The following is a 22,093-nucleotide window of genomic DNA, read 5'->3' as shown; positions in this document are numbered from 1 at the left end:
GCGAGCAAGCCCGCTCCCACAGGGAAACGCATTCCAAATGTGGGAGCGGCGGTGCGACGACTCGACTTGCTCGCGAAGAGGCCAGACCATCCACCCAACAACTTATTGCTCGAATAGTGCTTTCTGGCCTTCCGGCGAGGTCAGCATGCCGTCGCCGTTATGCCCGACGCCGGGCACTTCGATCAGGCGCTGATTGACCCCTTCAGGGTGACGACGCAGCAAGTAACTGAAAAACAGCTTCCCGCGTTCCAGTCGATAAGCCCCCTGCGCTTTGGCGGCGCAGCTCTTGTCCAGCGCCGGGTGTTGCGGGTCGGTGTCCTGCTGGCCCAGCAGATAAATCACCTCGCGTTTGACGTAACGGCCTTCAAGCTGCGCGGGCGTTTGCCCACCCGAGTAGATCGGCGGGTCCACCAGGCCGTACTTCCAGCGGTTGAAACCGGGGCACTTGGCATGATCGAAGGCCACCGGACGTTGCTCATTGAAGTAGGCGTAGGACGACGGGTTGGCGACTACATAACGCAAGCGAATGCCTTCGGTCTTGAGCGCCGGTTGTTCCTGGGCCAGCAGCGCATAACGCTGCACCACCTGAGCGCCGCCGGAGTGGCCGAAGATCACGATCTGCTTCACGTCCGGAAACTGCTTGCGATCGCTCAGCCGCGCGACGATTTCGTCCAGTGCGGCGTAGGAACTCAGCGGATTCGGCCCTGTGGATAACCCGCCGCCCATCCAGTCGTTGCCTTGCCAGCGCAGCACGCTGGCGGGTAACGAGTAGAGCGACACGTCGCTTTCGTTGAGAAACTGCGGGGCGATCACCAAGGTGTTGGCGGTTTGCCCGGCCAGTTCCGCCGCGACTTCGCCGCTTTTGCGATAGGTCTCGGCGTTGCGCAGACGGCCATGAATGACAATCAGCACGCGCTCGATTTTCGCCGGCGCCGGGCCGATGCCCACCGCCATTTCGCCGGCCTGCAATTGCAGGCGCCCGGGACTGATTGCGTCGACGCCGGCCGCTTGGGCGGTGCCGCCGATGAACAGTAAAGCCAACAGCCATTTATGCATTTACAGGTTTTTCGCCGCAAAGGTATCGCACTGGCCGACCTGGCCCTGGGCGAATCCGGTTTTGAACCAGCGCACCCTTTGCGCCGACGTACCGTGAGTAAACGAGTCCGGCACCACACGGCCCTGACCCTGTTGTTGCAGGCGATCATCACCGATGGCGTTCGCCGCGTTCAAGGCTTCTTCGATGTCGCCCGGTTCCAGCCAGTTCAGACGCTTTTGCGCGTTGTAGGCCCAGACCCCGGCCAGACAATCGGCTTGCAGTTCCTGGCGCACCAGCAGGCCGCCGTCACCTTCCATCTGCCGGCCTTGCTGGCGGGCTGTCTGAATTTTCGCCGAGACGCCGAGCAGCGTCTGCACATGGTGTCCGACTTCGTGAGCGATCACGTAGGCCTGGGCAAAGTCGCCGGCAGCCTTGAAGCGCTGGGACATTTCCTGGAAGAACGCCATGTCCAGATAGACTTTCTGGTCCGCCGGGCAATAGAACGGGCCGGTGGCCGAGGTCGCCAGACCGCAGGCGGAATTGACCCGGTTGCTGAACAGCACCAGGGTCGGATCCTTATATTGCCGGCCGGCCTGCTGGAAGATTGCGCCCCAGGTGTCTTCGGTGTCGCCGAGGATCGAGCGCACGAATTCGGCCTGTTCATCGTTGGCCGGCGGCGCTTGACGGGTTTGCGAAGTGGGGGCCGATTGTTCGGTCATCTGCCCGGTGAGCTGGCCGAGGATCTGCAGCGGATCCTGCCCGGTGATCCAGCCGATGCCGACGATCAGCAGGATCGCCCCGAGGCTCAGGCCCTTGCCACCGCCAAAGCGCATGCCGCCACCACCGCCCATGTCATCGCCACGGGCATCGACGACGTTGTCACTGCGTCGGCCTTTTTTCCATAGCATGTGGGAATCCTCGTCTGTGCAGGTGGAGAGTGTGTGGTGATGAGTGTTGCTGGTGTGTGAGTGTGGCGCCAGTCCGGTCGTCCGTCTATTCGTACACACGCACAAAGGCCCGGCCTCGCGGTGACGAGGTCGGGCCTGTTATTGACGAGCGCGAGCGCCGGGAATTCTATTCGCCGGCGGATTTCTTTCGCCGGGTCGGGTGTCAGCGGTCGAAGGCATCCCACACCGGCGCGAAGTCCGGGCTGACCTGACGTTCGCGCTTGGACAACGCAGCGATCAGCGCCCGGTCGTCATCATCCAGTTCGACATTCAGCGAGGCTAGGTTGGCCAGTTGATTGGTCTTGCTGCTGGCCTTGGGAATCGCCGCGACGTTGTCCTGATCCAGCAGCCACTTCAGCGCGACCTGAGTCGGCAGCACGCCGTGTTTTTCGGCGATCTGCTGAATCTGCGGAATTTCCGAGACCTTGTTACGTGCCAGTGGCGTGTAGGCCGTCAGCGCCAGATCGTGTTGACGGGCGTAGTCGAGCAGGGCGTTTTGTCCGAGCAGGACGTGGTACTCGACCTGAATCGCTGACAGAGAAATACCGTATTCCTCGACGACTTTGCGCAGCAGCGGCAGCGGAAAATTCGCCACGCCGATGTTGCGAGCCAGCCCCTGTTCCTTGAACGACGCGAGGGTTTCGAGGGTGCGCGGCAAATCCCAGTCGGTGGTCGGCCAATGGATCATGAACAGGTCGACGTACTCGCTGCGCAACGCCTTGAGGCTGCGCTCCAGCGAGTGACGCATGGCATCCGGTTGCAACTGGTCCCACCAAACCTTGGTGGTGACGTGGATCTGCTCGCGGGGTGTCGGCGTATTCGCCAGGGCCTGTCCGACGGCGTCTTCGTTGTTGTAGGCCGCTGCCGTGTCGATGTGCCGGTAACCGAGTTCCAGGGCTTGCTCTACGGCGCGGGTACATTCGTCGCCGAGCATCGGCCAGGTGCCGAGGCCGAGTTTTGGCAGGTTCAGTCCTTGTCTGTTAACGATGTGCTGCATGGTCGATCTCCTGTTCGAAAGCCGTGACGCCCGCCATGTGTCGGGCTGCGATGTAACCGAAAGTCAGCGCCGGGCCGAGGTTGATCCCGCCCGCCGGATAATGCCCGCCCATGATGCTGGACATGTCGCCACCGGCGGCGTAGAGCCCGGCGATAGGCTGGTCTTCGGCGTCGAGCACTTGCGCATGCGGGTTGACCTTGAGCCCGGCGAAGGTGCCGAAGCAGCCCGGCTGCACCTTCACCGCGTAGAACGGGCCTTGTTCGATGGGCGCCACGCACGGATTGGGCTGTTGCGCCGGATCGCCCTGTTTGCGGTTGTACGGGGTCGAGCCGCGACCGAACAGCGGGTCTTCGCCGTGCCGGGCATGGTGGTTGTAATCATCGACGGTGGCGCGTAAACCCTTCGCGTCGATGCCGCATGCGCCGGCCAATTCCTCCAGGGTATCGCCGGTTTTCAGATAGCCGCTGCGGATAAAACCTGACACCGGCACCGGAAACGGCCGAGACATGCCGAGCCCATAACGCCGCTGGAACGCGCGGGTGCAGATCAGCCAGGACGCGACCTCTTCACCTTCGGGGGCTGCGGCGACCATGGCGCTGACGTAGTCGTAATAACCGTTGGCTTCGTTGACGAAGCGCTGGCCGTTGCGCAGCACGCCGATGACGCCCGGTTTGCCACGTTCGATGATGTGTGGGAAATGGCCGATGCTGCCGTCGGAATGTGGCACCTGCGAGACCGGCGCCCACGCCACGGGCGAGGCCACTTCGGTGTTGACCCGGGCTCCGACGGTTTCGCCCAGTCGCAGGCCGTCGCCATTCACTCCCAAGGGTGGCAGCGCCCAATGTTCATGACCGGTGGGCGTGCGAGGGAACAACGCTTTGCGCCGCTCGATGTCGTTGGCAAATCCGCCAGCGGCGAGCACCACGGCTTTGCGGGCATGGACATTGACCGGGCCTTTTGTGGTGTTCACGCGAGCGCCGGTGATGCGTGAATCGTCGCGCAGCAGTTCGGTCAATGGCGCCGATTCCCACAGCAGTACGCCGAGGTCTTCGGCGGACTTCGCCAGCCGTGCCACCAGCGCCACGCCGTTGACCAGTTGCATCGCCCGGCCGTGCAGCGCCAGGTCCAGCAGGTGGCGGGTGAAACGCCGGGTCACGTGCCAGGCCGCCGACAACGAGCGGGTCAGATTGAGAAACGCCGACAGGTCCGCACCCGCCATGATCGGCATGCCCATGAACGATGTTTCGCGCATGGTTGTGCGAAGACGCTTGAGCAGGCGCCCGACCTTTCGCCCGTCATAGGGCGCGGCAATCACCGAGCGTCCGCCGGTGCCCGCGCCCGGTGTTTCACCGTGGATGTCGGCGATGGCGTTGCCGTCGGCGAATTGCAGGGCGGTGTGTTGTTCGAAGAACGCCACCATGCGCGGGCCGGCCTCAAGGAAGGCGTCGATCATGGCCGGGTCGTAGTGCTCGCCGAGTTCGTGGCGCAGATAGGTGCGCGGCAGTTCCACGTCTTCGACGATCCCGGCGCGCCGGGCCAGCGGATTGCACGGCACCCACGCCCAGCCGCCGGACCACGCGGTGGCGCCGCCGAACACCGGATCCTTTTCCACCACGATGACCTTCAAGCCATGCCAGGCGGCGGTGACGGCTGCCGACAAACCGGCGGCGCCGGAGCCGACCACCAGAACGTCACAGTCGATATCGGGAAGGGCAGGCATCAGCAAGGGCTCCAGTAATCAATTTTTTTTAGAATCATGTTCCAGAAAATAACCAGTGCGGGAGAAACAGATCAACCGACTGACGCGCAAAGTGGGCGGTTATCGGACGCCGGGTTCCAGATTTCGCATTCCTCGGGATGTCTTCTAGAATCGGCGAAATTTCACCGAGAGCGCACCATGGCCGGCAGTCAAATCGAACGGGTTTTCAGCGTGCTGGAAAGCCTCACCAGTGATCCGCGCGGGCTGCCGATGCAGACCCTGGCCGAGCAACTGGACATTCCGAAGAGCGCGACGCACCGCCTGCTCGCCGAGCTGATCCGCCTGGGTTACGTGCGGCAGAATCCGGAAACGTTGCGCTATCACCTGTCGACCAAACTGGTTGCAATGGGCTTTCAATACCTGTCGAGCAGCGGCGCCGACATCGTGCAGCCGGTGCTCGATCGGCTGGCCCAGGAAACCGGTGAGCTGGTGCGCCTTGGGGTGATCGACGGCGAACGCCAGACCTGGATCGCCAAGGCCCAGGGCGCCCGCACCGGTCTGCGTTACGACCCGGACATGGGCCGCGATGCGCCGCTGTTCTACACCGCGTCGGGGCATGCGTGGCTGGCGTGCATGAGCGACGCCGAGGCGTTGTCGCTGGTCGAACGCCAGGGCGCGGAGGTGCCGGTGGATATCGGGCCCAACGCGCCGCGCTCCAATATTGAACTGCTCGAACGCCTGCGCGTGGCCCGGGAACAGGGCTATGCCTGTGTGGAAGAAAGCTCGGCGGTCGGCACTTCGGCGATTGCTGCCGTGGTGAAACATCCTGCCGATGGCCGGGTGATCGGCGTGCTGAGCATAGCCGGGCCAAGCGCACGGATGCCGGCGGCGCGATTGCATGAACTGGCGCCGTTGCTGCTGACGTTCACCGAGGAATTGTCGGCGGCCAGCCTGGCCTCGGAGTTGTTCGTTTAAGCAAAGCTGTGCGCTGTTCGCCCACTTTTCAGTCGGGCGGGTGTGAGAATCTGGAACCGGGTTCTAAATTGTTGATGTAGTGAGTTTTCCCACAACAATCACAAGAGGATCGCACCTTGAACCCGCCCCTTCGAATCGCCCTGATCGGCGCCGGCAACATGGGCCAGCAACATTACCGGCACCTGAAACATCTCACTGAGGCCACGTTATGCGCCGTGGCCGATCCCGGCCCTCAGGCACCGGCCCTGGCGGCGGAGTGGGGTGTGGCGTATTTCGTCGATCACCGTCAGATGCTGGAGCAGAACCGGCCAGACGCAGTGATCGTCGCCAGTCCGAATAATCAGCACGTCAGCACCGCGCTGGACTGCCTGGCCGTTGGCGTTCCGGTGTTGCTGGAAAAACCGGTGGGCGTAAACCTGGATGAAGCGCGGGAACTGGTGGCAGCGGTGAAGCGCAGCGGTCTGCCGGTGCTGGTCGGTCATCATCGGCGGCACAATCCGTTGATCGTGCGGGCCCATGAACTGGTCAAGGGCGGAGCATTGGGGCGGCTGACTCTGGTGACTGCGTTGTTCCAGCTGCGCAAGCCTGACCAGTATTTCGAAACCGCGTGGCGGCGCGAAGAGGGCGCGGGCATGCTGCTGACCAATCTGATCCACGACCTCGATCTGCTGCGTCATCTGTGCGGCGAAGTGCGTTCGGTACAGGCGATCACCGACCGTTCGGTGCGCGGTTTTGCCAATGAAGACAGCGCGGCGATCCTGCTGCAATTCGATGGCGGAGCACTGGGCAGCCTGACCGGTTCCGATGCGGTGGCGGCTCCATGGAGCTGGGAGTTGAACTCCGGGGAGAACCCGGTCTATCCGCGTCAGGCCGATCAGCCGTGCTATTTGCTGGCGGGAACGGGCGGGGCTTTGAGTATTCCGCAACTCAAGCGCTGGCATTACAGCGCCGATCAGGTGGACGCCGGTTGGCATGAGCCGTTGCTCTCGGTCGACGAACCGTTCACGCCTGACGAAGCCCTGCGATTGCAGTTGCAGCATTTCGTCCGCGTGGCGCGACGGGAGGTTGAACCGCTGGTGAGTGCCGCCGATGCCGCCCGCACCCTGGCACTGGTCGAGGCCATCCGTGAAGCAGCGGCCAGCGGTCGCGCCACCGAACCTGCGCAGATCGAGGCCTGAACATGAGCGAGCGAATTCTGTCCCTGGCCAGCCTGACCGTGCTGGAGTTGTCGCCACCCGAGATGGTCGAGGTCGCGGCCCGTGCCGGTTACAGTCATGTCGGCCTGCGTCTGGAGCCGGCGACGCCCGAGGAATATCACTTTGCGCTGGTAGCCGATGGCGATTTGCGGCGTCAGACACTGGCGCGTTTGCGTGACACCGGCATCGGAGTGCTCGACGTCGAAATCCTGCGTTTGAAACCGCAGACAGTGGTCGCGGATTTCGAGCAGCTGCTGAGCGTCGGCGCGGAGTTCGGTGCCAGTGAATTGCTGGTCGCCGGTAACGATCCTGACGAGCAGCGGCTCACCGATAATTTTGCGGCACTCTGCGATCTGGCGGCGCCCTACGGTTTGCACCCGCATCTGGAGTTCATGCCGTGGACCGATGCGCGCAATCTCGAGCAAGCGTTGCGCATCGTCGACAACGCCGGGCGCGAAAACGGGGCGGTGTTGGTCGATGCGTTTCACTTCGACCGTTCCGGATCGCGGCTGGAAGATCTGGTCGGTGTGCCAGCCTCGCGGCTGCGCTATGCACAGTTGTGCGATGTTGCCGGGCCGAGGCCGACGGACATGGCCGAGATCTTGCGTCAGGCCCGCAATGAACGACGGTTTCCCGGCGAGGGCGATTGTGACTTGATCGGCTTGTTGCGCAGTCTTCCGGCTAACCTTCCCCTGAGTCTGGAAATTCCCACGGTCAAATTGCTGGAGCAGGGCGTGAGTGGTTTGCAGCGGGCGCAAATGGCAATCGACCGGACGCGGGAATTGTTGGCCCGGCTTTAAGTCTGCTTCAAGGGGCGAGGGCGCCTGCGTCCTTGTCACCGTTTATTTTTCATTCAGAGAGAGCCAATGACCGTCAGCACTCCGCTTTCCGGCGTCAACCAACCCTTCAAGGGGATCTTGCTGATTGTCGTGGCAACCTTCCTGTTCTCCAGCCACGACGCGCTGTCGAAATACCTTTCGGGTTTTTATCCGATCGTCATGGTGGTGTGGGCGCGGTATCTGGTGCACACGCTGCTGATGGCGGGGATTTTCCTGCCGCAGTCCGGGCTGCGCGTGCTGCGCACCAAGCGCCCGTTGTGGCAGTTGGCGCGGGCGCTTTGTCTGCTGGGCACCAGCCTGTTTTTCACCACAGCGTTGCTGTACATCCCGCTGGCCGAGGCCACGGCGGTCAACTTTCTTGCGCCGGTGCTGGTGACGGCGCTGTCGGTGCCGTTGCTCAAGGAACGGGTGACGCGCGGTCAGTGGATCGCGGTGGTGTGCGGGTTTATCGGTGTGCTGATCATCGTCCATCCGGGCGGTGACTTGTTCACCCCAGCGATTCTGTTGCCGTTCTGTTCGGCGCTGTTTTTCTGCTTCTATCAGTTGCTCACCCGCAAGCTCGCGGAAATCGACAGCCCGACCACCAGCAACTTTTTCGCCGGGTTGTGCAACACGCTGGTGATGAGTGCGCTGGTGCCGTTCTTCTGGCAGGTGCCGAGCCTGGGGCATGCGCTGTTGATGCTGGCGCTGGGCAGTTGCGGAATGACCGCGCACCTGTTTCTGACCCAGGCGTTCCGCCATGCCGCGCCGGCGTTGCTGGCGCCGTTCGGTTATTGCCAGATCGTGTTTGCGGGGTTGTTGGGCTGGTTGCTGTTTGCTCACACGCCGACCCTGATGACAGTTATCGGGATCGCGGTGATCTGTTGCAGCGGATTGGCGGCAGCGTGGCAGCAGAGCCGGCGCTGAAAAGCACTGTGGGAGTGAGCTTGCTCACGAAGGCGGTGTGTCATTCAACGTCAGTGCTGAATGTCAGTCCGCATTCGCGAGCAAGCTCGCTCCCACAATGAAGGGCAGATTATTCGGTAACGGTAGGAATCTTGCGCGGTGCCATGAAGTACATCCAGGTCAGGGCAATGAAGTACATCGCCGGAATCAGGGTGAACAGCACGGTGTAGTTGTTGTTGGTGACGGTCAGTATGTGGCCGACGATCTGGGTCATGAACATCCCGCCGATCGCCGCGCACATGCCGCCGAAACCGAACACCGTGCTCATCATGTGCTTGGGCGTGTAGTCCATCACCAGGCTCCAGATGTTGGCGGTCCAGGCCTGATGCGCGCCGATGGCCAGGGAGATGGCGGCGACTGCGATCCACAGGTTGGCGGAACCGGCGGCCATGACCACGCCGATGATGCAGCAGGCGAACAGGAACATCGACAGCAGCCGCGCCTTGATCGAGTTCATGCCGCGACCGATCAGGAACGAAGACAGAATCCCGCCGCCCACACTGCCGAAGTCGGCAGTGACGTAGATGATGATCAGCGGAATGCCCATCTGGGTGACGTTGATGCCCAGGTTGTATTGCTGATTGAGAAACGGCGGCAGCCAGTACAGGTAGAACCAGAACACCGGCGCGGTCAGCGAGTAGGCGAGGGCGAAGGCCCAGGTGCCGCGCATCCGCAGGATTTTCGAGAACGGCACGCGGGCCTGTTCCGGTTCGACTTCTTTCTGGATGTATTCCAGCTCCGACTGTTTAACGCTCGGGTGATCTTCCGGGTTGAAATACTTCAGGCCCCAAAACAGCAGCCAGATCCCGCCCAGTGCCGACATGCACAGGAACGCAGCCTGCCAGCCCCACACGTGAAGGATCAGCGGCAGCAGCATCGGGGTGAACATCGCGCCGACGTTGGTGCCGGCGTTGAAGATGCCGGTGGCCACGGCGCGTTCACCGGCCGGGAACCACAGCCGCGTGGTCTTCACGCAGGCCGGGTAGTTGGCCGCTTCGGTCAGGCCGAGGATGAACCGGCAGACCATGAAGCCCACCGCCGAGGTCGCCAGACCGTGGGCGCCGGTGGCCAGGCTCCAGAGCAGCACCGCGCAGAAGAACACGCGCTTGACGCCGACCCGGTCGATCAGCCGTCCTTGCAGCACGAAGCCGATCGCGTAGCCGACCTGAAACCAGAAGTTGATGTTGGCGTAGTCCATCGCCGTCCAGCTCATTTCCTTGGCGAGGATCGGCTGCATGACGCCGAGGGCGGCGCGGTCGATGTAGTTCAGGGTGGTGGCGAAAAACACCAGCGCCAGCATGCCCCAACGGGTCTTGCCGACGGCCATGGCGCCGCGGATCTTGTCGCCGATGCCACCCGTGGCAGTGCTCATGGCCGGAGCCATGCGGGAAGTCTGTGAAGGAATCATGTGTTCCACCCGTTTTTGGATTTGTTATTTGGTGTGCTTTTTTTGTGCACGCTGCGACCGGTGGTTCAGTTCCGGACTCAAGGTGAGATGGATGTTGGGCAGTGGACGAAAAATCGTCAATTCGCCAAACCGGCATTGTGTTCGATAATCGCACGCAAAACTAACCGGGTAGTACACTTTAAATTGCTCAATGATAAACCGGGACCAATAATTCGCTCACCCTATAAAAGCGGCGCAATTTTCGTAGCCGACGTCTCCACCGGGAGTTGAAACATGCAGCGATCCATTGCCACCGTCTCCTTGAGCGGAACCCTGCCGGAAAAACTCGAAGCCATTGCCGCCGCCGGGTTCGACGGGGTGGAGATTTTCGAGAACGATCTTCTGTATTACGACGGCAGCCCCCGGGAAATCCGGCAGATGTGCGCCGACCTCGGAATCGCCATCACGCTGTTTCAGCCGTTCCGCGATTTCGAAGGCTGCCGCCGTGATCGTCTGGACCGCAACCTGGAGCGGGCCGAGCGCAAATTCGACCTGATGCAGGAACTGGGCACCGACCTGGTGCTGGTCTGCAGCAATGCCTCCCCCGACAGTATCGGCGAGCAACAGATCCTCATCGACGACCTGCGCCTGCTGGCCGAGCGCGCTGGCGCCCGTGGCTTGCGTATCGGTTATGAAGCGCTGGCCTGGGGCCGTCACGTCAATACTTATCAACAGGTCTGGGACATCGTGCGTCAGGCCGATCACCCGGCCCTCGGCGTGTTGCTCGACAGCTTCCATACCTTGTCGCTGAAGGGCGATCCACGGGCGATTGCCGAGATTCCCGGCGACAAGATTTTCTTCGTGCAGATGGCCGATGCGCCGATCCTGGCGATGGACGTGCTGGAGTGGAGCCGGCATTTCCGCTGCTTCCCGGGGCAGGGCGAATTCGATCTGCCGGGTTTCCTCGCGCCAATCATCCAGAGTGGCTACACCGGGCCACTGTCGCTGGAAATCTTCAACGACGGCTTCCGCGCCGCACCGCCTCGCGCCAATGCCGCCGATGGTCTGCGTTCGCTCCTTTATCTGGAGGAGAAAACCCGCCAGCGTCTGGAGCAGGAAATCCGCCCTGTGGATAACCGCGACATCCTCTTCGAAACGCCGAAGGCCAGCGAATACAACGGCATCGAGTTTCTTGAGTTCGCCGTGGATGAAAGCCTCGGCGCCAAGTTGTCGAACTGGCTGGAGCGGCTGGGGTTCGTCAAGGCTGGGCAGCATCGTTCCAAGAGCGTCAGCCTGTTGCGGCAGGGCGATATCAACCTGATCCTCAACTCCGAACCCTATTCGTTCGGCCACAGCTTTTTCGAGGCCCATGGCCCGTCGCTGTGCGCTACTGCCGTGCGGGTCAAGGACAGCGCCAGCGCGCTGGCCCGGGCCGTCGCTTATAAAGGTCAGCCGTATCGCGGACTGGTCGGCCCCAACGAGCTGGAACTGGCAGCGGTGCGGGCGCCGGACGGCAGCCTGATTTATCTGGTGGATCAGGAGGCGGATGTCTACGGCACCGACTTCAATCTGCTGCCGGATGCTGTGGCGCGCGGCGGGCTCAAGCGCATCGATCACATGGCCATGGCGCTGCCGGCGGACAGCCTCGACAGCTGGGTGCTGTTCTACAAGAGCCTGCTGGATTTCGAGGCCGACGATGAAGTGGTCCTACCCGATCCTTACGGTCTGGTGAAGAGTCGCGCGCTGCGTAGCCGTGACAGTTCGATTCGTCTGCCGCTGAACATTTCCGAGAACCGCAACACCGCGATCTCACACGCGCTGTCGAGTTATCGCGGCTCCGGGGTGCATCACATCGCTTTCGATTGCGACGATATCTTCGCCGAAGTCAGCCGCGCGAAGGAGGCGGGTGTGCCGCTGCTGGATATCCCGCTGAACTATTACGACGACCTGGCGGCGCGCTTCGATTTCGATGACGAGTTCCTCAGCGAGCTGGCGTACTACAACGTGCTGTACGACCGCGATGCACAAGGCGGCGAGTTGTTCCACGTTTACACCGAGCCGTTCGAAGGGCGTTTCTTCTTCGAGATCATCCAGCGCAAGAACGGTTACGCGGGTTATGGCGCGGCCAACGTCGCGGTGCGGCTGGCGGCGATGGCCAAATCACGCAGTGGCGCGGTTCGCCAGGCCAAGTTGTAGGAAATTCGTAAACGCGGGATTAAACACGGGTCGCGCGGCTTCCTTCACTGGGGCGCGCGGCCCATAATCGCCAGCCTGTGCAGTGATGGCCGTGAGCCCGCAATGACGATGACTTCAGAACTTTCCGCAGCCCCCGATCTACCAGCGGTAGAGCCGCGCAAAAGTCGCAAGAACAACCCGGAAAAGACCCGCGAGAATATCCTGCAGGAGGCGATCGTCGAGTTCGTCCAGCAGGGTCTGTCCGGTGCTCGCGTCGACGCGATCGCCGAGCGCATCCACACCTCCAAGCGCATGATCTATTACTACTTCGGCAGCAAGGAGCAGTTGTACGTCGAGGTGCTGGAGAAGCTCTACGGTGATATCCGCAGCACCGAAAACCGCCTGCACCTGGCCGAATTGCCGCCGGTGGAAGCGATCCGGCGTCTGGTGGAGTTCACCTTCGATCACCACGATCGCAACGTCGATTTCGTGCGGATCGTCAGCATTGAAAACATCCACAACGCCGAGTACGTGAAGCGTTCCGACGCGATCAAGGCGATGAACAACACCATCCTCGATTCCCTGGGCGAGATTCTGCGTCGTGGTGCCGATGAAGGGGTTTTCCGCGCCGGGCTCGACGCGCTGGACGTGCATCTGCTGATCAGTTCGTTCTGCTTCTATCGCGTATCGAACCGCCACACGTTCGGTGAGATCTTTCAGATCGACCTGCCGGACGAAAGCATCAAGCAGCGTCATCGCGAGATGATTTGCGAGTCGGTGCTGCGCTACTTGCAGGCGTGACCGGAGACGAGGGGGCGTCGCCCCCTCACGGTTTTATCCATTCATGCTTTGAAAATGCGCGAGCATTCGCTGCGCATCCGGCACTTTGCCGCTGAACAGCTCAAACGCCTTTACTGCCTGAAACACCGCCATGTTGCCGCCATCCAGGGTTCGGCAACCCAGGGCGCGGGCATTGCGCAGCAGTTCGGTTTCCAGCGGGAAATACACGATCTCCGCTACCCACAACTCGGGCCGCAGCAATGCCACCGGCACAGGCATGCCTGGCAGTTTGGCCATGCCCATCGGCGTGGTGTTTACCAAGCCATCGGCCTGACTCAGTGTGCTCGCCAGATCATGCCCGGCAACCGCGCGGCCAGCGCCGAAATGCTGGTTGAGGTTGTTGGCCAGACTTTCGGCGCGCTCCATGTCCACATCAAAAATGCTCAGTTGCTGTACGCCTTCGCTCAATAAGGCGTGGGCCACCGCCGCGCCTGCACCACCGGCGCCCATCTGGACCACACGTTCGCGGGCAACGTCTGGCAGGCCGCGACGAAAACCTTCGGCAAAACCCAGGCAATCGGTGTTGTGGCCGACGCGTTTGCCGTCCTTCAGCACCACCGTGTTCACGGCGCCGATGCCTCGGGCTTCCGGAGACAATTCATCGAGCAGCGGGATGATCGCCTGCTTGCACGGGAAGGTGATGTTCAGCCCGGTGTAATTCATGCGTTCGGCGGCCAGCAGCAGGTCGGGCAGGGCGTTGCTGTCGAGTTGCAGTTGATCGAGATCGATCAGTCGGTACAGATAGCGCAGGCCCTGTTCGTCACCTTCGTGTTCATGCAGCGCCGGGGTGCGGGAGGCCTGGATGCCGGCGCCGATCAGCCCGGCGAGTATCACGTTGTTGCGGTTCATGCGGATCACCCCTTCAGCCGCTGGCTGAAATGTTCCAGGGCCAGGCGATAGCCGTGGCTGCCAAAGCCGCACATCACGGCAGTGGCGATGGCCGAGACGAACGAATGATGACGGAACGGTTCGCGGGCATGGACGTTGGACAGGTGCACTTCGATCACCGGCAATTCGCTGGCGACCAGTGCGTCGCGGATCGCTACCGAGGTGTGTGTCCAGGCGGCCGGGTTGATCACGATGCCGGCGCAGCGCTGGCGGGCGCCGTGAATCCAGTCGAGCAGTTCGCCTTCGTGGTTGGTCTGGCGAAACTCCACGGCCAAGCCGAACTCTTCGGCGGCACGCCCGCACAGGGCAGAAATGTCGGCCAGGGTTTCGTGACCGTAGGTCGCCGGTTCACGGGTGCCGAGCAGGTTCAGGTTCGGGCCGTTGAGCACCAGAACGATAGGGGGCATGGGGGCAAACTCCACTTATTGTTTTTGGCTTGGGCCGAGGGTTTCGACCTGTGGAGTTAAATTGTACTAGATGGTTACTTTAATCAATTGCTCTGCATCGACAGCTTGGTTTTGTGTGCGGTGATCGCACACAGGTGAGAATCAGTGCGGCAATTGCTCCACCAGAAAATCGATGAAAGCCCTGACGCGCAGCGGCATGTGGCGATTCTGCGGGTACAGCAGCGTGAACGGCCGCGAGCGTCCGCTGTAGGGTTTGAGCACTTCTATCAGCGAGCCATCGGCCAGTTCTTTTTCGACAATGAAGCGATAGGTCTGGAACAACCCGGCACCGTGCCTGGCCAGGGTCACGCCACCGAGCACATCGTCCGAGCAGCAGAAATTGCCCTCGGCGAGGATTTCCCGTGGCGCGTCTTCGTCGTAAAACAGCCAGGTGATCCGCCGCCCACTGCTGGGCAGTTCGTACTGAATGCATTCGTGTTGTTCGAGGTCTTCGAGGGTCTGCGGCGTGCCGGCGCGTTTGAGGTAATCGGGGCTGGCGACCATCACCAGCGCCGCATCCTCCAGATGGCGGGCGATCAGGCCCGAATCGGGAATCGCCCGCACGCGGATCGCCATGTCGTAGCCTTCGCCGACGAAGTCGATGTTGCGGTTGCTGATGTGCATGTCGACCTTCACCTGCGGGAAGCGCGCGCGAAAGGCCGGCAGCAGCGGCAGGATCCGATGATGGGCGTAGGTCGTAGGAATACTGATACGCAGGGTGCCGGACGGTTCCTGCTGCTGGCCCATGACTTCCCGTTGCGCCTCGACCAGTTGCGCCAGCGCCTGGCTGCATTCTTCGTAGTAGCGCCGACCGCTGTCGGTCAGTTTCACGCTGCGGGTGGTGCGCGCGAACAGCCGCACGCCCAAGCGTTCTTCCATGCGTGATACCGAGCGGCTCACCGCTGCCGGTGTCACCGAAGCCGCCTGCGCCGCGCCGGTGAAACTGCCGCACTCGGCGGCCAGGCAAAACAACTCGATGCTGCCCAGCTGAAGATCGTCGAAGTGTCGCTGCATGATTGATTACACCGGGGAATGAGTCTTCGTATGTAGCAAATGCGCGGCCGCTGCGAAAGAACTGCTTACCATTTTGCCCGCGGCTTTTTCGGCTCCCGCACTAGGCTCGAAAGGTAACGGCCACAGCAGGCGTTGGCGCCGATGGTCGGATTTGCCAGGGAATGGCAAGTGTTGAAACGTTTAAACCTAACGGATGGGTTAGCATGAAGGTATGCAGTTACAAAGGACTGTCAGTGGTGATCATGTTGCGTGACGAACATTGCCCGCCCCACGCACATGTGGATGCAGGCGCCTGGAGCGCCCGCTTCAAATTCAGTTTCTGGCACAACGGCGTCGAACTGTGGGATGTGGTGCCGTTGTCGCATCGACCGCCGGTTGCCCTGCTTGAAGGACTGCGCCAGTCGTTGCGTGAAACCGATCATCTGCGGCGGGCGCGCTGGATCTGGTGGACTCGATTGCGCACCGCCTGTCTCGACAATCAGTGGTGGGACGGGCAGTCGAATCAGGTGGCGGTGCTGCGGGAGGTTACCAGCACGAGTTTCAGGATCGGATCGGCGTATTACGAGCCTGAGGTCAACAAAACCCTGTTGGCCCTGGTCGGCGCTCACGAAGGAGTGGAAATAGAATTATGAAAACAGTCAAAGCCGCGTTGCACGCGGATCGGCCCGTCACGGAAAAGCGTCTGGACGAAGCCGTCGACCGTGGCGGCGTGCGCCGTCGCAGCAGCCTGCAAGCTGTGTCAGTGGCTTTTCAGAAACCCTGCCTGGTGATTCACTTCGAGGACGACAGCGGCGTATTGCTGCCAGTGAATCTCTACCGGGAATTCGATGATTTCGAACCGCAAGACTTCAGCGGATTGCACGTCGGCTTTGCCGGCACCGCGCTGTGCCACGACGGCAAGGATCTGCAGGTTTCCATCGCCGGCATGATCTCGGCCAGTCAACCATTGATGGCCATGGCCGCCTCGGTGATCGCTTCGCGCAATGGTCGCCAGAGCAGCACCGCGAAAGCTGAAGCTGCGCGGGCCAACGGCAGGAAGGGCGGGCGCCCGCGCAAGATTGATCCGGTGTTATGAACAGGCACAAAAAAGCCGTCGGTCAGGACGGCTTTCTTGTATCTGGCACCTGCGATCAACGTCGGGTCAACAGCACGCCGGATTCCATGTGGTGAGTCCACGGGAACTGATCGAACAGCGCGCAGCGGGTGATACGGTGCGTGTCGTGCAGTTGGGCGATGTTGGCCGCCAGTGTCTCCGGGTTGCAGGAGATGTACAGGATGTTATCGAAGCGACGGGTCAGTTCGCAGGTGTCCGGGTCCATGCCGGCCCGTGGCGGGTCGACGAACACGCTGCCGAACTCGTAGCTTTTCAGGTCGATGCCGTGCAGGCGACGGAACGGGCGAACTTCGTTCAGGGCTTCGGTCAGCTCTTCGGCGGACAGGCGCACCAGAGTCACGTTATCCACAGCGTTTTCGACGAGGTTGCTCAACGCGGCATTGACCGAGGTCTTGCTGATTTCGGTGGCCAGCACTTTGCGCACGCGGGTTGCCAGCGGCAGGGTGAAGTTACCGTTGCCGCAGTACAGCTCCAGCAGATCGTCGCTGCGATCGCCCAGCGCTTCGTATGCCCAGTTGAGCATCTTCTGGTTCACGGTGCCATTGGGTTGGGTGAACGCGCCTTCCGGTTGGCGATAGCTGAATGTGCGACCGCCAACTTCGAGTTTCTCGACCACGTAATCGAGGCCGAGCACTTCGCGCTTGCCCTTGGAGCGACCGATGATGCTGACGCCCAGATCCGCCGCCAGTTTGGTGGCTGCCGCGTGCCAGTGCTCGTCCAGCGGACGGTGATAGCACAGGGTGATCATCGCGTCGCCGGCCAGGGTGGTCAGAAACTCCACCTGGAACAACTTGTGGCTCAGCGCCGCGCTGGCCTGCCAGGCAGCCTTCAATTGCGGCATCAGCTGGTTGATGCGCAGGCTGGCGATCGGGAATTCCTCGATCAGGATCGGCGTGCGTTTGTCGTCCTGGGAAAACATCGCGTAATGACGTTCACCGCCCTCGCGCCACAGGCGGAATTCGGCGCGCAGACGGAAGTTCTGCAAAGGCGAGTCGAAAACTGTCGGCTCCGGTGCATCGAACGGGGCCAGCAGGTCACGCAGGCGCGTGACCTTGTCTTCGAGTTGTGCGGCGTAGGCCTGGGAATCAAAAGTCATGCGTTGAACCAACCCAGCTTGATCACGAACAGAATCGACAGGATCACCAGCGCCGGGTTCAGCTCACGGGCGCGGCCGGACAGCAGTTTGATCGCAGTCCAGGCGATGAAGCCAAAGGCGATGCCGTTGGCGATGGAATAGGTGAAAGGCATCGCCAGAGCGGTGACCACAACCGGCGCGGCGACGGTGATGTCTTCCCAGTCTATTTCCGCCAGGCCCGAAGTCATCAGCACGGCGACGAACAGCAGCGCCGGCGCGGTGGCGAACGCCGGTACGCTGGAGGCCAGCGGCGAGAAGAACAACGCCAGCAGGAACAGGATCGCGACGACGATGGCGGTCAGGCCGGTGCGGCCCCCGGCGCTCACGCCCGCAGCGGATTCGATGTAGCTGGTGGTGGTCGAGGTACCCAGCAGCGAACCGGCCATTGCAGCGGTACTGTCGGCGATCAGCGCACGGCCCATTTTCGGCATGTGGCCGTCCTTGCCCATCAGGCCGGCGCGCTTGGCGACGCCGATCAGGGTGCCGGAGTTGTCGAACAGGTCAACGAACAGGAAGGCGAAAATCACGCTGACCAGACCAATGTCCAGTGCGCCCTTGATGTCCAGTTGCAGGAAGGTCGGGGCCAGCGAAGGTGGCATCGAGGTCACGCCGCCGAACGGGGTGAAGCCCATCACGATGGAAACGATGGTCACCGCGAGAATGCCGATCAGCACTGCGCCGCGCACTTTCAGGGCTTCAAGGGCAACGATCAGGGCGAAACCGAGGGTGGCGAGGATCGGCGCCGGTTGTTTCAGGTCGCCGAGGCCGACCATGGTCGCCGGGTTGCTGACCACGATGCCGGCGTTGTGCAGGGCGATCAGCGCCAGGAACAGGCCGATACCGGCAGCAATTGCCGAACGCAGCGGCAGCGGGATGCTGTTGATGATCCACTCACGGATGCGGAAGATCGACAGCAGGAAGAAGCACACGGCCGAAATGAACACCGCGCCCAGCGCTACCTGCCAGGTGTGGCCCATGTGCAGCACGACGGTGTAGGTAAAGAAGGCGTTCAGACCCATGCCCGGTGCGAGGGCGATCGGGTAGTTGGCGATCAGGCCCATGACCGTGGAGCCGATGGCGGCTGCCAGGCACGTGGCGACGAACACCGCGCCTTTGTCCATGCCGGTCTCGCCGAGGATGCTCGGGTTGACGAACAGAATGTAGGCCATGGCCAGGAAGGTCGTGACGCCCGCGAGAATCTCGGTCCGCACGTTGGTGTTGTGTGCCTTGAGTTGAAACAGCCTTTCCAGCATGTCTGCTCCCCGTGGCGCGCGTGGCGCCGTGAATGTATCGACCTCAACAGCAAAGCACAGACCGTCGCAAGCGCCTGGAAAATTGTGGTGGGCCGGAAAAAGCCGCGCATCATACCAGCAGCGTGAGGAAGATGGCGGATGTTGGTGTCGATCGTCGGCGAAGTTTTGCACCACGGCCAAGTACGCCATACTGCGCGCTGTTTTTTCGGGGATGGATCGCATGAACAAGGGTTGGATGAAGACCGCTGGACTGATGGCCTTGCTGCTGGCCGGTGTACCGGCGGCACTCGCAGCGTCGGCACCGCCATTGAGCGAGGTGAAAGTCATCAAGGTTCAGTCATCGTCCTGCGGGCTCGAAGACATTACCGATGGCCAGGTGCAGACCCGTTGCGATCACAGCGCGCCGGGCATCAAGGTGTACGTGCTGGAAATCGGTTATGGCCAGAGTCAGCCTCAGGCGGCGCTGGACGGTTTCGAAGTGAACGGCACCCGGAGTCCGGTCTGTGCCTTCGATAATGGCAACCTGACCGAATGCACGCCAGGCGCGAAAACCGTCGGTTCGCTGTACACCTTCGATCTGACGACTCGTCAGGAAGGCACCTTTACCTTCAGCAACACCTCGATCAACGCCCCGCGCAACACGATGTCGACCCAGCTTTACATCAAGTAACGGCTGTCGCCGAACAGGGCAGGGCAAAGCTGACTACGCTTTAAAGATCACCCAGCGGATGGCGCCCATGACCTTTAGAGCCCTGATTACCCTCGCCGAGGGCATCGATGATCTGCAATGCGTGACCCTGATCGACGTGCTGCGCCGCGCCGGCATCGAAGTGGTGGCGGCCAGCATCGAAGGCCGGCGCATGCTGACCTGCGCCCGAGGCACGCGCCTGACTGCCGACGGCATGCTCATTGATGTTCTGGCCCAGACTTTCGACCTGATCGTCCTGCCGGGCGGAGCGGTCGGCGCACAACACCTGGCCGCGCACCAGCCTCTGCAACAACTGCTCAAGGACCAGGCCAGTGCCGGACGACTTTTCGCCGCCATCGCCGAAGCCCCGGCGGTCGCCCTGCAAAGCTTCGGTGTATTACGTCAACGCCGGATGACCTGCCTGCCCGCCACTAGCCATAACCTCTCCGGTTGCACGTTTGTTGATCAACCGGTAGTGGTGGACGGCAATTGCATCACCGCCCAAGGTTCCGGCGCCGTGCTCGCGTTTGCGCTGACGCTGGTCGAGCAACTGGCGGGCAAGGCCGTCAGAGCGAAAGTGGCGGGGGAGTTGCTGGCCTGAGAAGGTCAGGCGTGAGCAGCGATTGGTTGAATGGCTGGCTGCTCACGGTGCTCGGCTTGCCAAAGGTCGTAATCGGTCTGAACGCCTAGCCACATGCGAGCCTTGCCAATCCCCGCGCGTTCCAGTCGTACGGCCAGATCCGGGCTGATCGGCGCATGTCCGTGCAAGACGCGAGATAGATGAGGACGAGCGAATCCCAGATGCCGAGCCAATTCGGTCACGCTGATGCCAAGTTCCGGCAATACGTCCATCAGCAGTGTTTCACCGGGGTGTGGCGGGTTGTGCATGGGCATAGGATTTGATCATGCGACGAGTGTAAGGCGATACATTACACTCAATGCGGTATCTATGTACCGCATCTTTTCGAGCTATTTGTGCTTGGGGGATGGCCCCGCTGGTGGAACCCGTGTAGCTAGGCCTTCACCTCTTCCACCGGCACATGCATCCGGTCGCGGTTGGCCAGGGTCGGGAACAGTTTGATCCAGGTTCCGGTCACCACCAGCGTGCCGATGCCGCCCATCACCACTGCCGGCACGGTGCCGAACCAGTGCGCGGTGAGGCCGGATTCGAATTCGCCCAACTGGTTCGAGGCACCGATGAACAGGCCGTTCACCGCGCTGACCCGGCCGCGCATTTCGTCCGGGGTTTCCAGTTGCACGAACGAGGCGCGGATCACCATGCTGATCATGTCCGCCGCGCCGAGCACCACCAGCACCGCCAGCGAGAACCAGAACGAGGTCGAGAGACCGAAGGCGATGGTGGCGACACCGAACACGCCGACGGCAGTGAACATCACCCGACCGACGTTTCGCTCAACGGCAAACCGCGCCAGGAACAACGACATCATCAACGCCCCGACCGCCGGTGCCGAGCGCAACAGCCCCAGCCCCCACGGCCCTGTCAGCAGAATGTCCTTGGCGAACACCGGCAACAGCGCCGTAGCGCCGCCGAGCAGCACGGCGAACAGATCCAGCGAAATCGCCCCGAGAATGTCCGGGCGGCTGCGAATGAAACGAATCCCCGCCAGCAACGAATCCAGCGTCGCTTTGCCTTTGTTCAGCGGAGTTTGCCGTGCAGGCAGGTTGAGCATCAGGGTGCAGGCGATGACATACAGAATGACCGTCGGGCCATAGACCCACACGCTGCCGAAGGCATAAAGAAGACCGCCGAGCGCCGGGGCGACGATGGTGGCCGATTGCTGTGCAGATTGCGCGGCGGCGACCGCCCGTGGGAACAATGCGCTGGGCACGATGCTCGGCAGCAGCGCCTGAGTGGTCGGCATTTCGAACGAGCGCGCGGCGCCCAGCAAGAACGCCAGAATAAAGATCATTTCCCGGGTGACATGGTCGGTGGCGCTGCCGATGGCCAGTGCCAGGGCAATCAGTGCCTGCAACGACTGGCAGATCGCCGCGACCTTGCGCCGGTCGTAGCGATCGGCAACGTGGCCGGTGTGCAGCATGAACAATACGCGTGGCGCGAATTCCACCAGTCCGACCAGACCCAGGTCGAGCACGTTGCCGGTCAGTTGATAGAGATTCCAGCCGATCGCCACGGTGAGCATCTGAAAACCGCTGGCGGTGAAGATCCGGGCAAACCAGAACGCAAGAAAGGGACGGTGGTGACGTAACAGCAAGGGCTCTTGGCTGGGCATTTGCGGGCCGGTCTTGATCGAGGGGAACCGCGAGATTATCACCAGTCTGTAACAGGAAGTTGCTATGACAAAAAATTTAGTTAGCCAGACATCGATTTTTCCGCGCCCGGACACCGAACCCGGCCACCGATGTATTTCAGGGCGTTGCCAGGACTGTGAGGCAACTTGTCACGCGGCAAAAGACCACGCGGTTCCCCGTCGGAAATGGGACTACTCTTTCAACGTTGATTGATCCAGATCAAGACCCTTCGCGGAACTGATCCGGGA

At 61.8% G+C, this 22,093-nt stretch carries 22 protein-coding genes; 10 read left to right on the top strand and 12 right to left on the bottom strand.

All coding sequences use genetic code 11. The annotated features are described in order from the left end of the window. Nucleotides 1–102: 102 nt before the first annotated feature. From LOY31_RS25210 to LOY31_RS25195, 4 genes are all read right to left on the bottom strand, one after another. A complete protein-coding gene (locus tag LOY31_RS25210) occupies nt 103–1,056 on the bottom strand; it encodes an alpha/beta fold hydrolase (RefSeq protein WP_221534825.1) in 954 nt (317 codons plus the stop codon). Further along, on the bottom strand, nt 1,057–1,944 hold the full coding sequence (locus LOY31_RS25205) for a neutral zinc metallopeptidase (protein ID WP_258712344.1): 888 nt from the start codon (nt 1,942–1,944) through the stop codon (nt 1,057–1,059). Nucleotides 1,945–2,146: 202 nt separating this feature from the next. Further along, on the bottom strand, nt 2,147–2,980 hold the full coding sequence (locus LOY31_RS25200; RefSeq protein WP_258712343.1) for an aldo/keto reductase: 834 nt from the start codon (nt 2,978–2,980) through the stop codon (nt 2,147–2,149). Further along, nucleotides 2,964–4,700 carry an FAD-dependent oxidoreductase gene (locus LOY31_RS25195; RefSeq protein ID WP_258712341.1) on the bottom strand — a complete coding sequence of 579 codons (1,737 nt, stop codon included), beginning with the start codon at nt 4,698–4,700 and terminating at the stop codon, nt 2,964–2,966. The genes LOY31_RS25200 and LOY31_RS25195 overlap by 17 nt, the downstream gene beginning before the upstream one ends. A 177-nt stretch (nt 4,701–4,877) precedes the next feature. On the opposite strand from LOY31_RS25195, the gene LOY31_RS25190 reads away from it, so the two are divergent. From LOY31_RS25190 to LOY31_RS25175, 4 genes are all read left to right on the top strand, one after another. After that, nucleotides 4,878–5,654 carry an IclR family transcriptional regulator gene (locus tag LOY31_RS25190; protein WP_258712339.1) on the top strand — a complete coding sequence of 259 codons (777 nt, stop codon included), beginning with the start codon at nt 4,878–4,880 and terminating at the stop codon, nt 5,652–5,654. A 116-nt stretch (nt 5,655–5,770) separates the two neighbouring features. Continuing rightward, nucleotides 5,771–6,832 (top strand): Gfo/Idh/MocA family protein, encoded by a 1,062-nt coding sequence (locus LOY31_RS25185; RefSeq protein WP_258712338.1) that lies wholly within the window; start codon nt 5,771–5,773, stop codon nt 6,830–6,832. 2 nt (nt 6,833–6,834) lie between these two features. Beyond that, nucleotides 6,835–7,650: a sugar phosphate isomerase/epimerase gene (locus tag LOY31_RS25180; protein WP_258712337.1), complete on the top strand. Its 816-nt coding sequence runs from the start codon at nt 6,835–6,837 to the stop codon at nt 7,648–7,650. 66 nt (nt 7,651–7,716) lie between these two features. Continuing rightward, nucleotides 7,717–8,595, top strand: a complete 879-nt coding sequence (locus LOY31_RS25175; RefSeq protein WP_007958785.1) for a DMT family transporter — start codon at nt 7,717–7,719, stop codon at nt 8,593–8,595. 109 nt (nt 8,596–8,704) lie between these two features. Here the strand turns inward: LOY31_RS25175 and LOY31_RS25170 are convergent, their stop codons facing one another. Further along, entirely contained in the window at nt 8,705–10,042 is a 1,338-nt protein-coding gene (locus tag LOY31_RS25170) for an MFS transporter (protein ID WP_007958787.1), read from the bottom strand. 273 nt (nt 10,043–10,315) lie between these two features. Here LOY31_RS25170 and quiC point away from each other — a divergent pair, with 273 nt between their 5' ends. Together quiC and LOY31_RS25160 are read left to right on the top strand one after the other, a co-directional pair. Further along, nucleotides 10,316–12,217, top strand: a complete 1,902-nt coding sequence (gene quiC, locus LOY31_RS25165) for a 3-dehydroshikimate dehydratase QuiC (protein ID WP_085608725.1) — start codon at nt 10,316–10,318, stop codon at nt 12,215–12,217. A 102-nt stretch (nt 12,218–12,319) separates the two neighbouring features. Next, nucleotides 12,320–12,997 (top strand): TetR/AcrR family transcriptional regulator, encoded by a 678-nt coding sequence (locus LOY31_RS25160; protein ID WP_085608724.1) that lies wholly within the window; start codon nt 12,320–12,322, stop codon nt 12,995–12,997. A 33-nt stretch (nt 12,998–13,030) separates the two neighbouring features. On the opposite strand, the gene LOY31_RS25155 is transcribed toward LOY31_RS25160, so the two are convergent. The 3 genes from LOY31_RS25155 to LOY31_RS25145 form a co-directional block, all read right to left on the bottom strand. Further along, entirely contained in the window at nt 13,031–13,885 is an 855-nt protein-coding gene (locus LOY31_RS25155; protein WP_085608723.1) for a shikimate dehydrogenase, read from the bottom strand. A 5-nt stretch (nt 13,886–13,890) separates the two neighbouring features. Continuing rightward, nucleotides 13,891–14,331, bottom strand: coding sequence for a type II 3-dehydroquinate dehydratase (aroQ, locus tag LOY31_RS25150; protein WP_011336043.1), 441 nt, complete (start codon nt 14,329–14,331; stop codon nt 13,891–13,893). Nucleotides 14,332–14,472: 141 nt separating this feature from the next. After that, nucleotides 14,473–15,384 (bottom strand): LysR family transcriptional regulator, encoded by a 912-nt coding sequence (locus tag LOY31_RS25145; protein WP_085608722.1) that lies wholly within the window; start codon nt 15,382–15,384, stop codon nt 14,473–14,475. A gap of 203 nt (nt 15,385–15,587) precedes the next feature. Here LOY31_RS25145 and LOY31_RS25140 point away from each other — a divergent pair, with 203 nt between their 5' ends. Continuing rightward, nucleotides 15,588–16,016, top strand: coding sequence for a DUF4160 domain-containing protein (locus LOY31_RS25140; protein WP_085608721.1), 429 nt, complete (start codon nt 15,588–15,590; stop codon nt 16,014–16,016). Continuing rightward, nucleotides 16,013–16,459, top strand: a complete 447-nt coding sequence (locus LOY31_RS25135) for a hypothetical protein (RefSeq protein WP_007951001.1) — start codon at nt 16,013–16,015, stop codon at nt 16,457–16,459. Before LOY31_RS25140 ends, LOY31_RS25135 begins: the two co-directional genes overlap by 4 nt. A 55-nt stretch (nt 16,460–16,514) precedes the next feature. Here the strand turns inward: LOY31_RS25135 and trmA are convergent, their stop codons facing one another. Together trmA and LOY31_RS25125 are read right to left on the bottom strand one after the other, a co-directional pair. Beyond that, nucleotides 16,515–17,594, bottom strand: a complete 1,080-nt coding sequence (trmA, locus tag LOY31_RS25130) for a tRNA (uridine(54)-C5)-methyltransferase TrmA (protein ID WP_085608720.1) — start codon at nt 17,592–17,594, stop codon at nt 16,515–16,517. Beyond that, the gene (locus LOY31_RS25125) at nt 17,591–18,886 is read right to left on the bottom strand and encodes an NCS2 family permease (RefSeq protein ID WP_011336038.1); all 1,296 of its coding nucleotides are present in this window, start codon (nt 18,884–18,886) and stop codon (nt 17,591–17,593) included. Before LOY31_RS25125 ends, trmA begins: the two co-directional genes overlap by 4 nt. A gap of 220 nt (nt 18,887–19,106) precedes the next feature. Here LOY31_RS25125 and LOY31_RS25120 point away from each other — a divergent pair, with 220 nt between their 5' ends. Beyond that, entirely contained in the window at nt 19,107–19,556 is a 450-nt protein-coding gene (locus LOY31_RS25120; RefSeq protein WP_085608718.1) for a DUF4879 domain-containing protein, read from the top strand. A 67-nt stretch (nt 19,557–19,623) separates the two neighbouring features. Then, nucleotides 19,624–20,175: a DJ-1 family glyoxalase III gene (locus tag LOY31_RS25115; RefSeq protein WP_085608790.1), complete on the top strand. Its 552-nt coding sequence runs from the start codon at nt 19,624–19,626 to the stop codon at nt 20,173–20,175. Between the two features lie 5 nt (nt 20,176–20,180). Here LOY31_RS25115 and LOY31_RS25110 read toward each other — a convergent pair whose 3' ends face one another. Both LOY31_RS25110 and LOY31_RS25105 read right to left on the bottom strand, forming a co-directional pair. Further along, entirely contained in the window at nt 20,181–20,468 is a 288-nt protein-coding gene (locus tag LOY31_RS25110) for a HigA family addiction module antitoxin (RefSeq protein ID WP_045121630.1), read from the bottom strand. A gap of 119 nt (nt 20,469–20,587) precedes the next feature. Continuing rightward, the gene (locus tag LOY31_RS25105) at nt 20,588–21,826 is read right to left on the bottom strand and encodes an MFS transporter (protein WP_045121629.1); all 1,239 of its coding nucleotides are present in this window, start codon (nt 21,824–21,826) and stop codon (nt 20,588–20,590) included. Nucleotides 21,827–22,093 lie beyond the last annotated feature (267 nt).

Source organism: Pseudomonas sp. B21-021 (genome assembly GCF_024749205.1).
Taxonomy (GTDB): Bacteria; Pseudomonadota; Gammaproteobacteria; order Pseudomonadales; family Pseudomonadaceae; genus Aquipseudomonas; species Aquipseudomonas paraglycinae.
This window is presented reverse-complemented; position numbering and strand designations above follow the sequence as displayed.

Excerpts from the sequence above, each read along its gene's own strand:
- quiC (WP_085608725.1), top strand. The coding sequence starts at position 10,316 with ATGCAGCGATCCATTGCCACCGTCTCCTTGAGCGGAACCCTGCCGGAA.
- LOY31_RS25115 (WP_085608790.1), top strand. The coding sequence starts at position 19,624 with ATGACCTTTAGAGCCCTGATTACCCTCGCCGAGGGCATCGATGATCTG.
- LOY31_RS25120 (WP_085608718.1), top strand. The coding sequence starts at position 19,107 with ATGAACAAGGGTTGGATGAAGACCGCTGGACTGATGGCCTTGCTGCTG.
- LOY31_RS25155 (WP_085608723.1), bottom strand. The coding sequence starts at position 13,885 with ATGAACCGCAACAACGTGATACTCGCCGGGCTGATCGGCGCCGGCATC.
- LOY31_RS25145 (WP_085608722.1), bottom strand. The coding sequence starts at position 15,384 with ATGCAGCGACACTTCGACGATCTTCAGCTGGGCAGCATCGAGTTGTTT.
- LOY31_RS25160 (WP_085608724.1), top strand. The coding sequence starts at position 12,320 with ATGACGATGACTTCAGAACTTTCCGCAGCCCCCGATCTACCAGCGGTA.
- LOY31_RS25200 (WP_258712343.1), bottom strand. The coding sequence starts at position 2,980 with ATGCAGCACATCGTTAACAGACAAGGACTGAACCTGCCAAAACTCGGC.
- LOY31_RS25190 (WP_258712339.1), top strand. The coding sequence starts at position 4,878 with ATGGCCGGCAGTCAAATCGAACGGGTTTTCAGCGTGCTGGAAAGCCTC.
- LOY31_RS25105 (WP_045121629.1), bottom strand. The coding sequence starts at position 21,826 with ATGCCCAGCCAAGAGCCCTTGCTGTTACGTCACCACCGTCCCTTTCTT.
- LOY31_RS25110 (WP_045121630.1), bottom strand. The coding sequence starts at position 20,468 with ATGCCCATGCACAACCCGCCACACCCCGGTGAAACACTGCTGATGGAC.
- LOY31_RS25170 (WP_007958787.1), bottom strand. The coding sequence starts at position 10,042 with ATGATTCCTTCACAGACTTCCCGCATGGCTCCGGCCATGAGCACTGCC.
- LOY31_RS25205 (WP_258712344.1), bottom strand. The coding sequence starts at position 1,944 with ATGCTATGGAAAAAAGGCCGACGCAGTGACAACGTCGTCGATGCCCGT.
- LOY31_RS25195 (WP_258712341.1), bottom strand. The coding sequence starts at position 4,700 with ATGCCTGCCCTTCCCGATATCGACTGTGACGTTCTGGTGGTCGGCTCC.
- LOY31_RS25125 (WP_011336038.1), bottom strand. The coding sequence starts at position 18,886 with ATGCTGGAAAGGCTGTTTCAACTCAAGGCACACAACACCAACGTGCGG.
- aroQ (WP_011336043.1), bottom strand. The coding sequence starts at position 14,331 with ATGCCCCCTATCGTTCTGGTGCTCAACGGCCCGAACCTGAACCTGCTC.
- trmA (WP_085608720.1), bottom strand. The coding sequence starts at position 17,594 with ATGACTTTTGATTCCCAGGCCTACGCCGCACAACTCGAAGACAAGGTC.
- LOY31_RS25140 (WP_085608721.1), top strand. The coding sequence starts at position 15,588 with ATGAAGGTATGCAGTTACAAAGGACTGTCAGTGGTGATCATGTTGCGT.
- LOY31_RS25210 (WP_221534825.1), bottom strand. The coding sequence starts at position 1,056 with ATGCATAAATGGCTGTTGGCTTTACTGTTCATCGGCGGCACCGCCCAA.
- LOY31_RS25175 (WP_007958785.1), top strand. The coding sequence starts at position 7,717 with ATGACCGTCAGCACTCCGCTTTCCGGCGTCAACCAACCCTTCAAGGGG.
- LOY31_RS25180 (WP_258712337.1), top strand. The coding sequence starts at position 6,835 with ATGAGCGAGCGAATTCTGTCCCTGGCCAGCCTGACCGTGCTGGAGTTG.
- LOY31_RS25135 (WP_007951001.1), top strand. The coding sequence starts at position 16,013 with ATGAAAACAGTCAAAGCCGCGTTGCACGCGGATCGGCCCGTCACGGAA.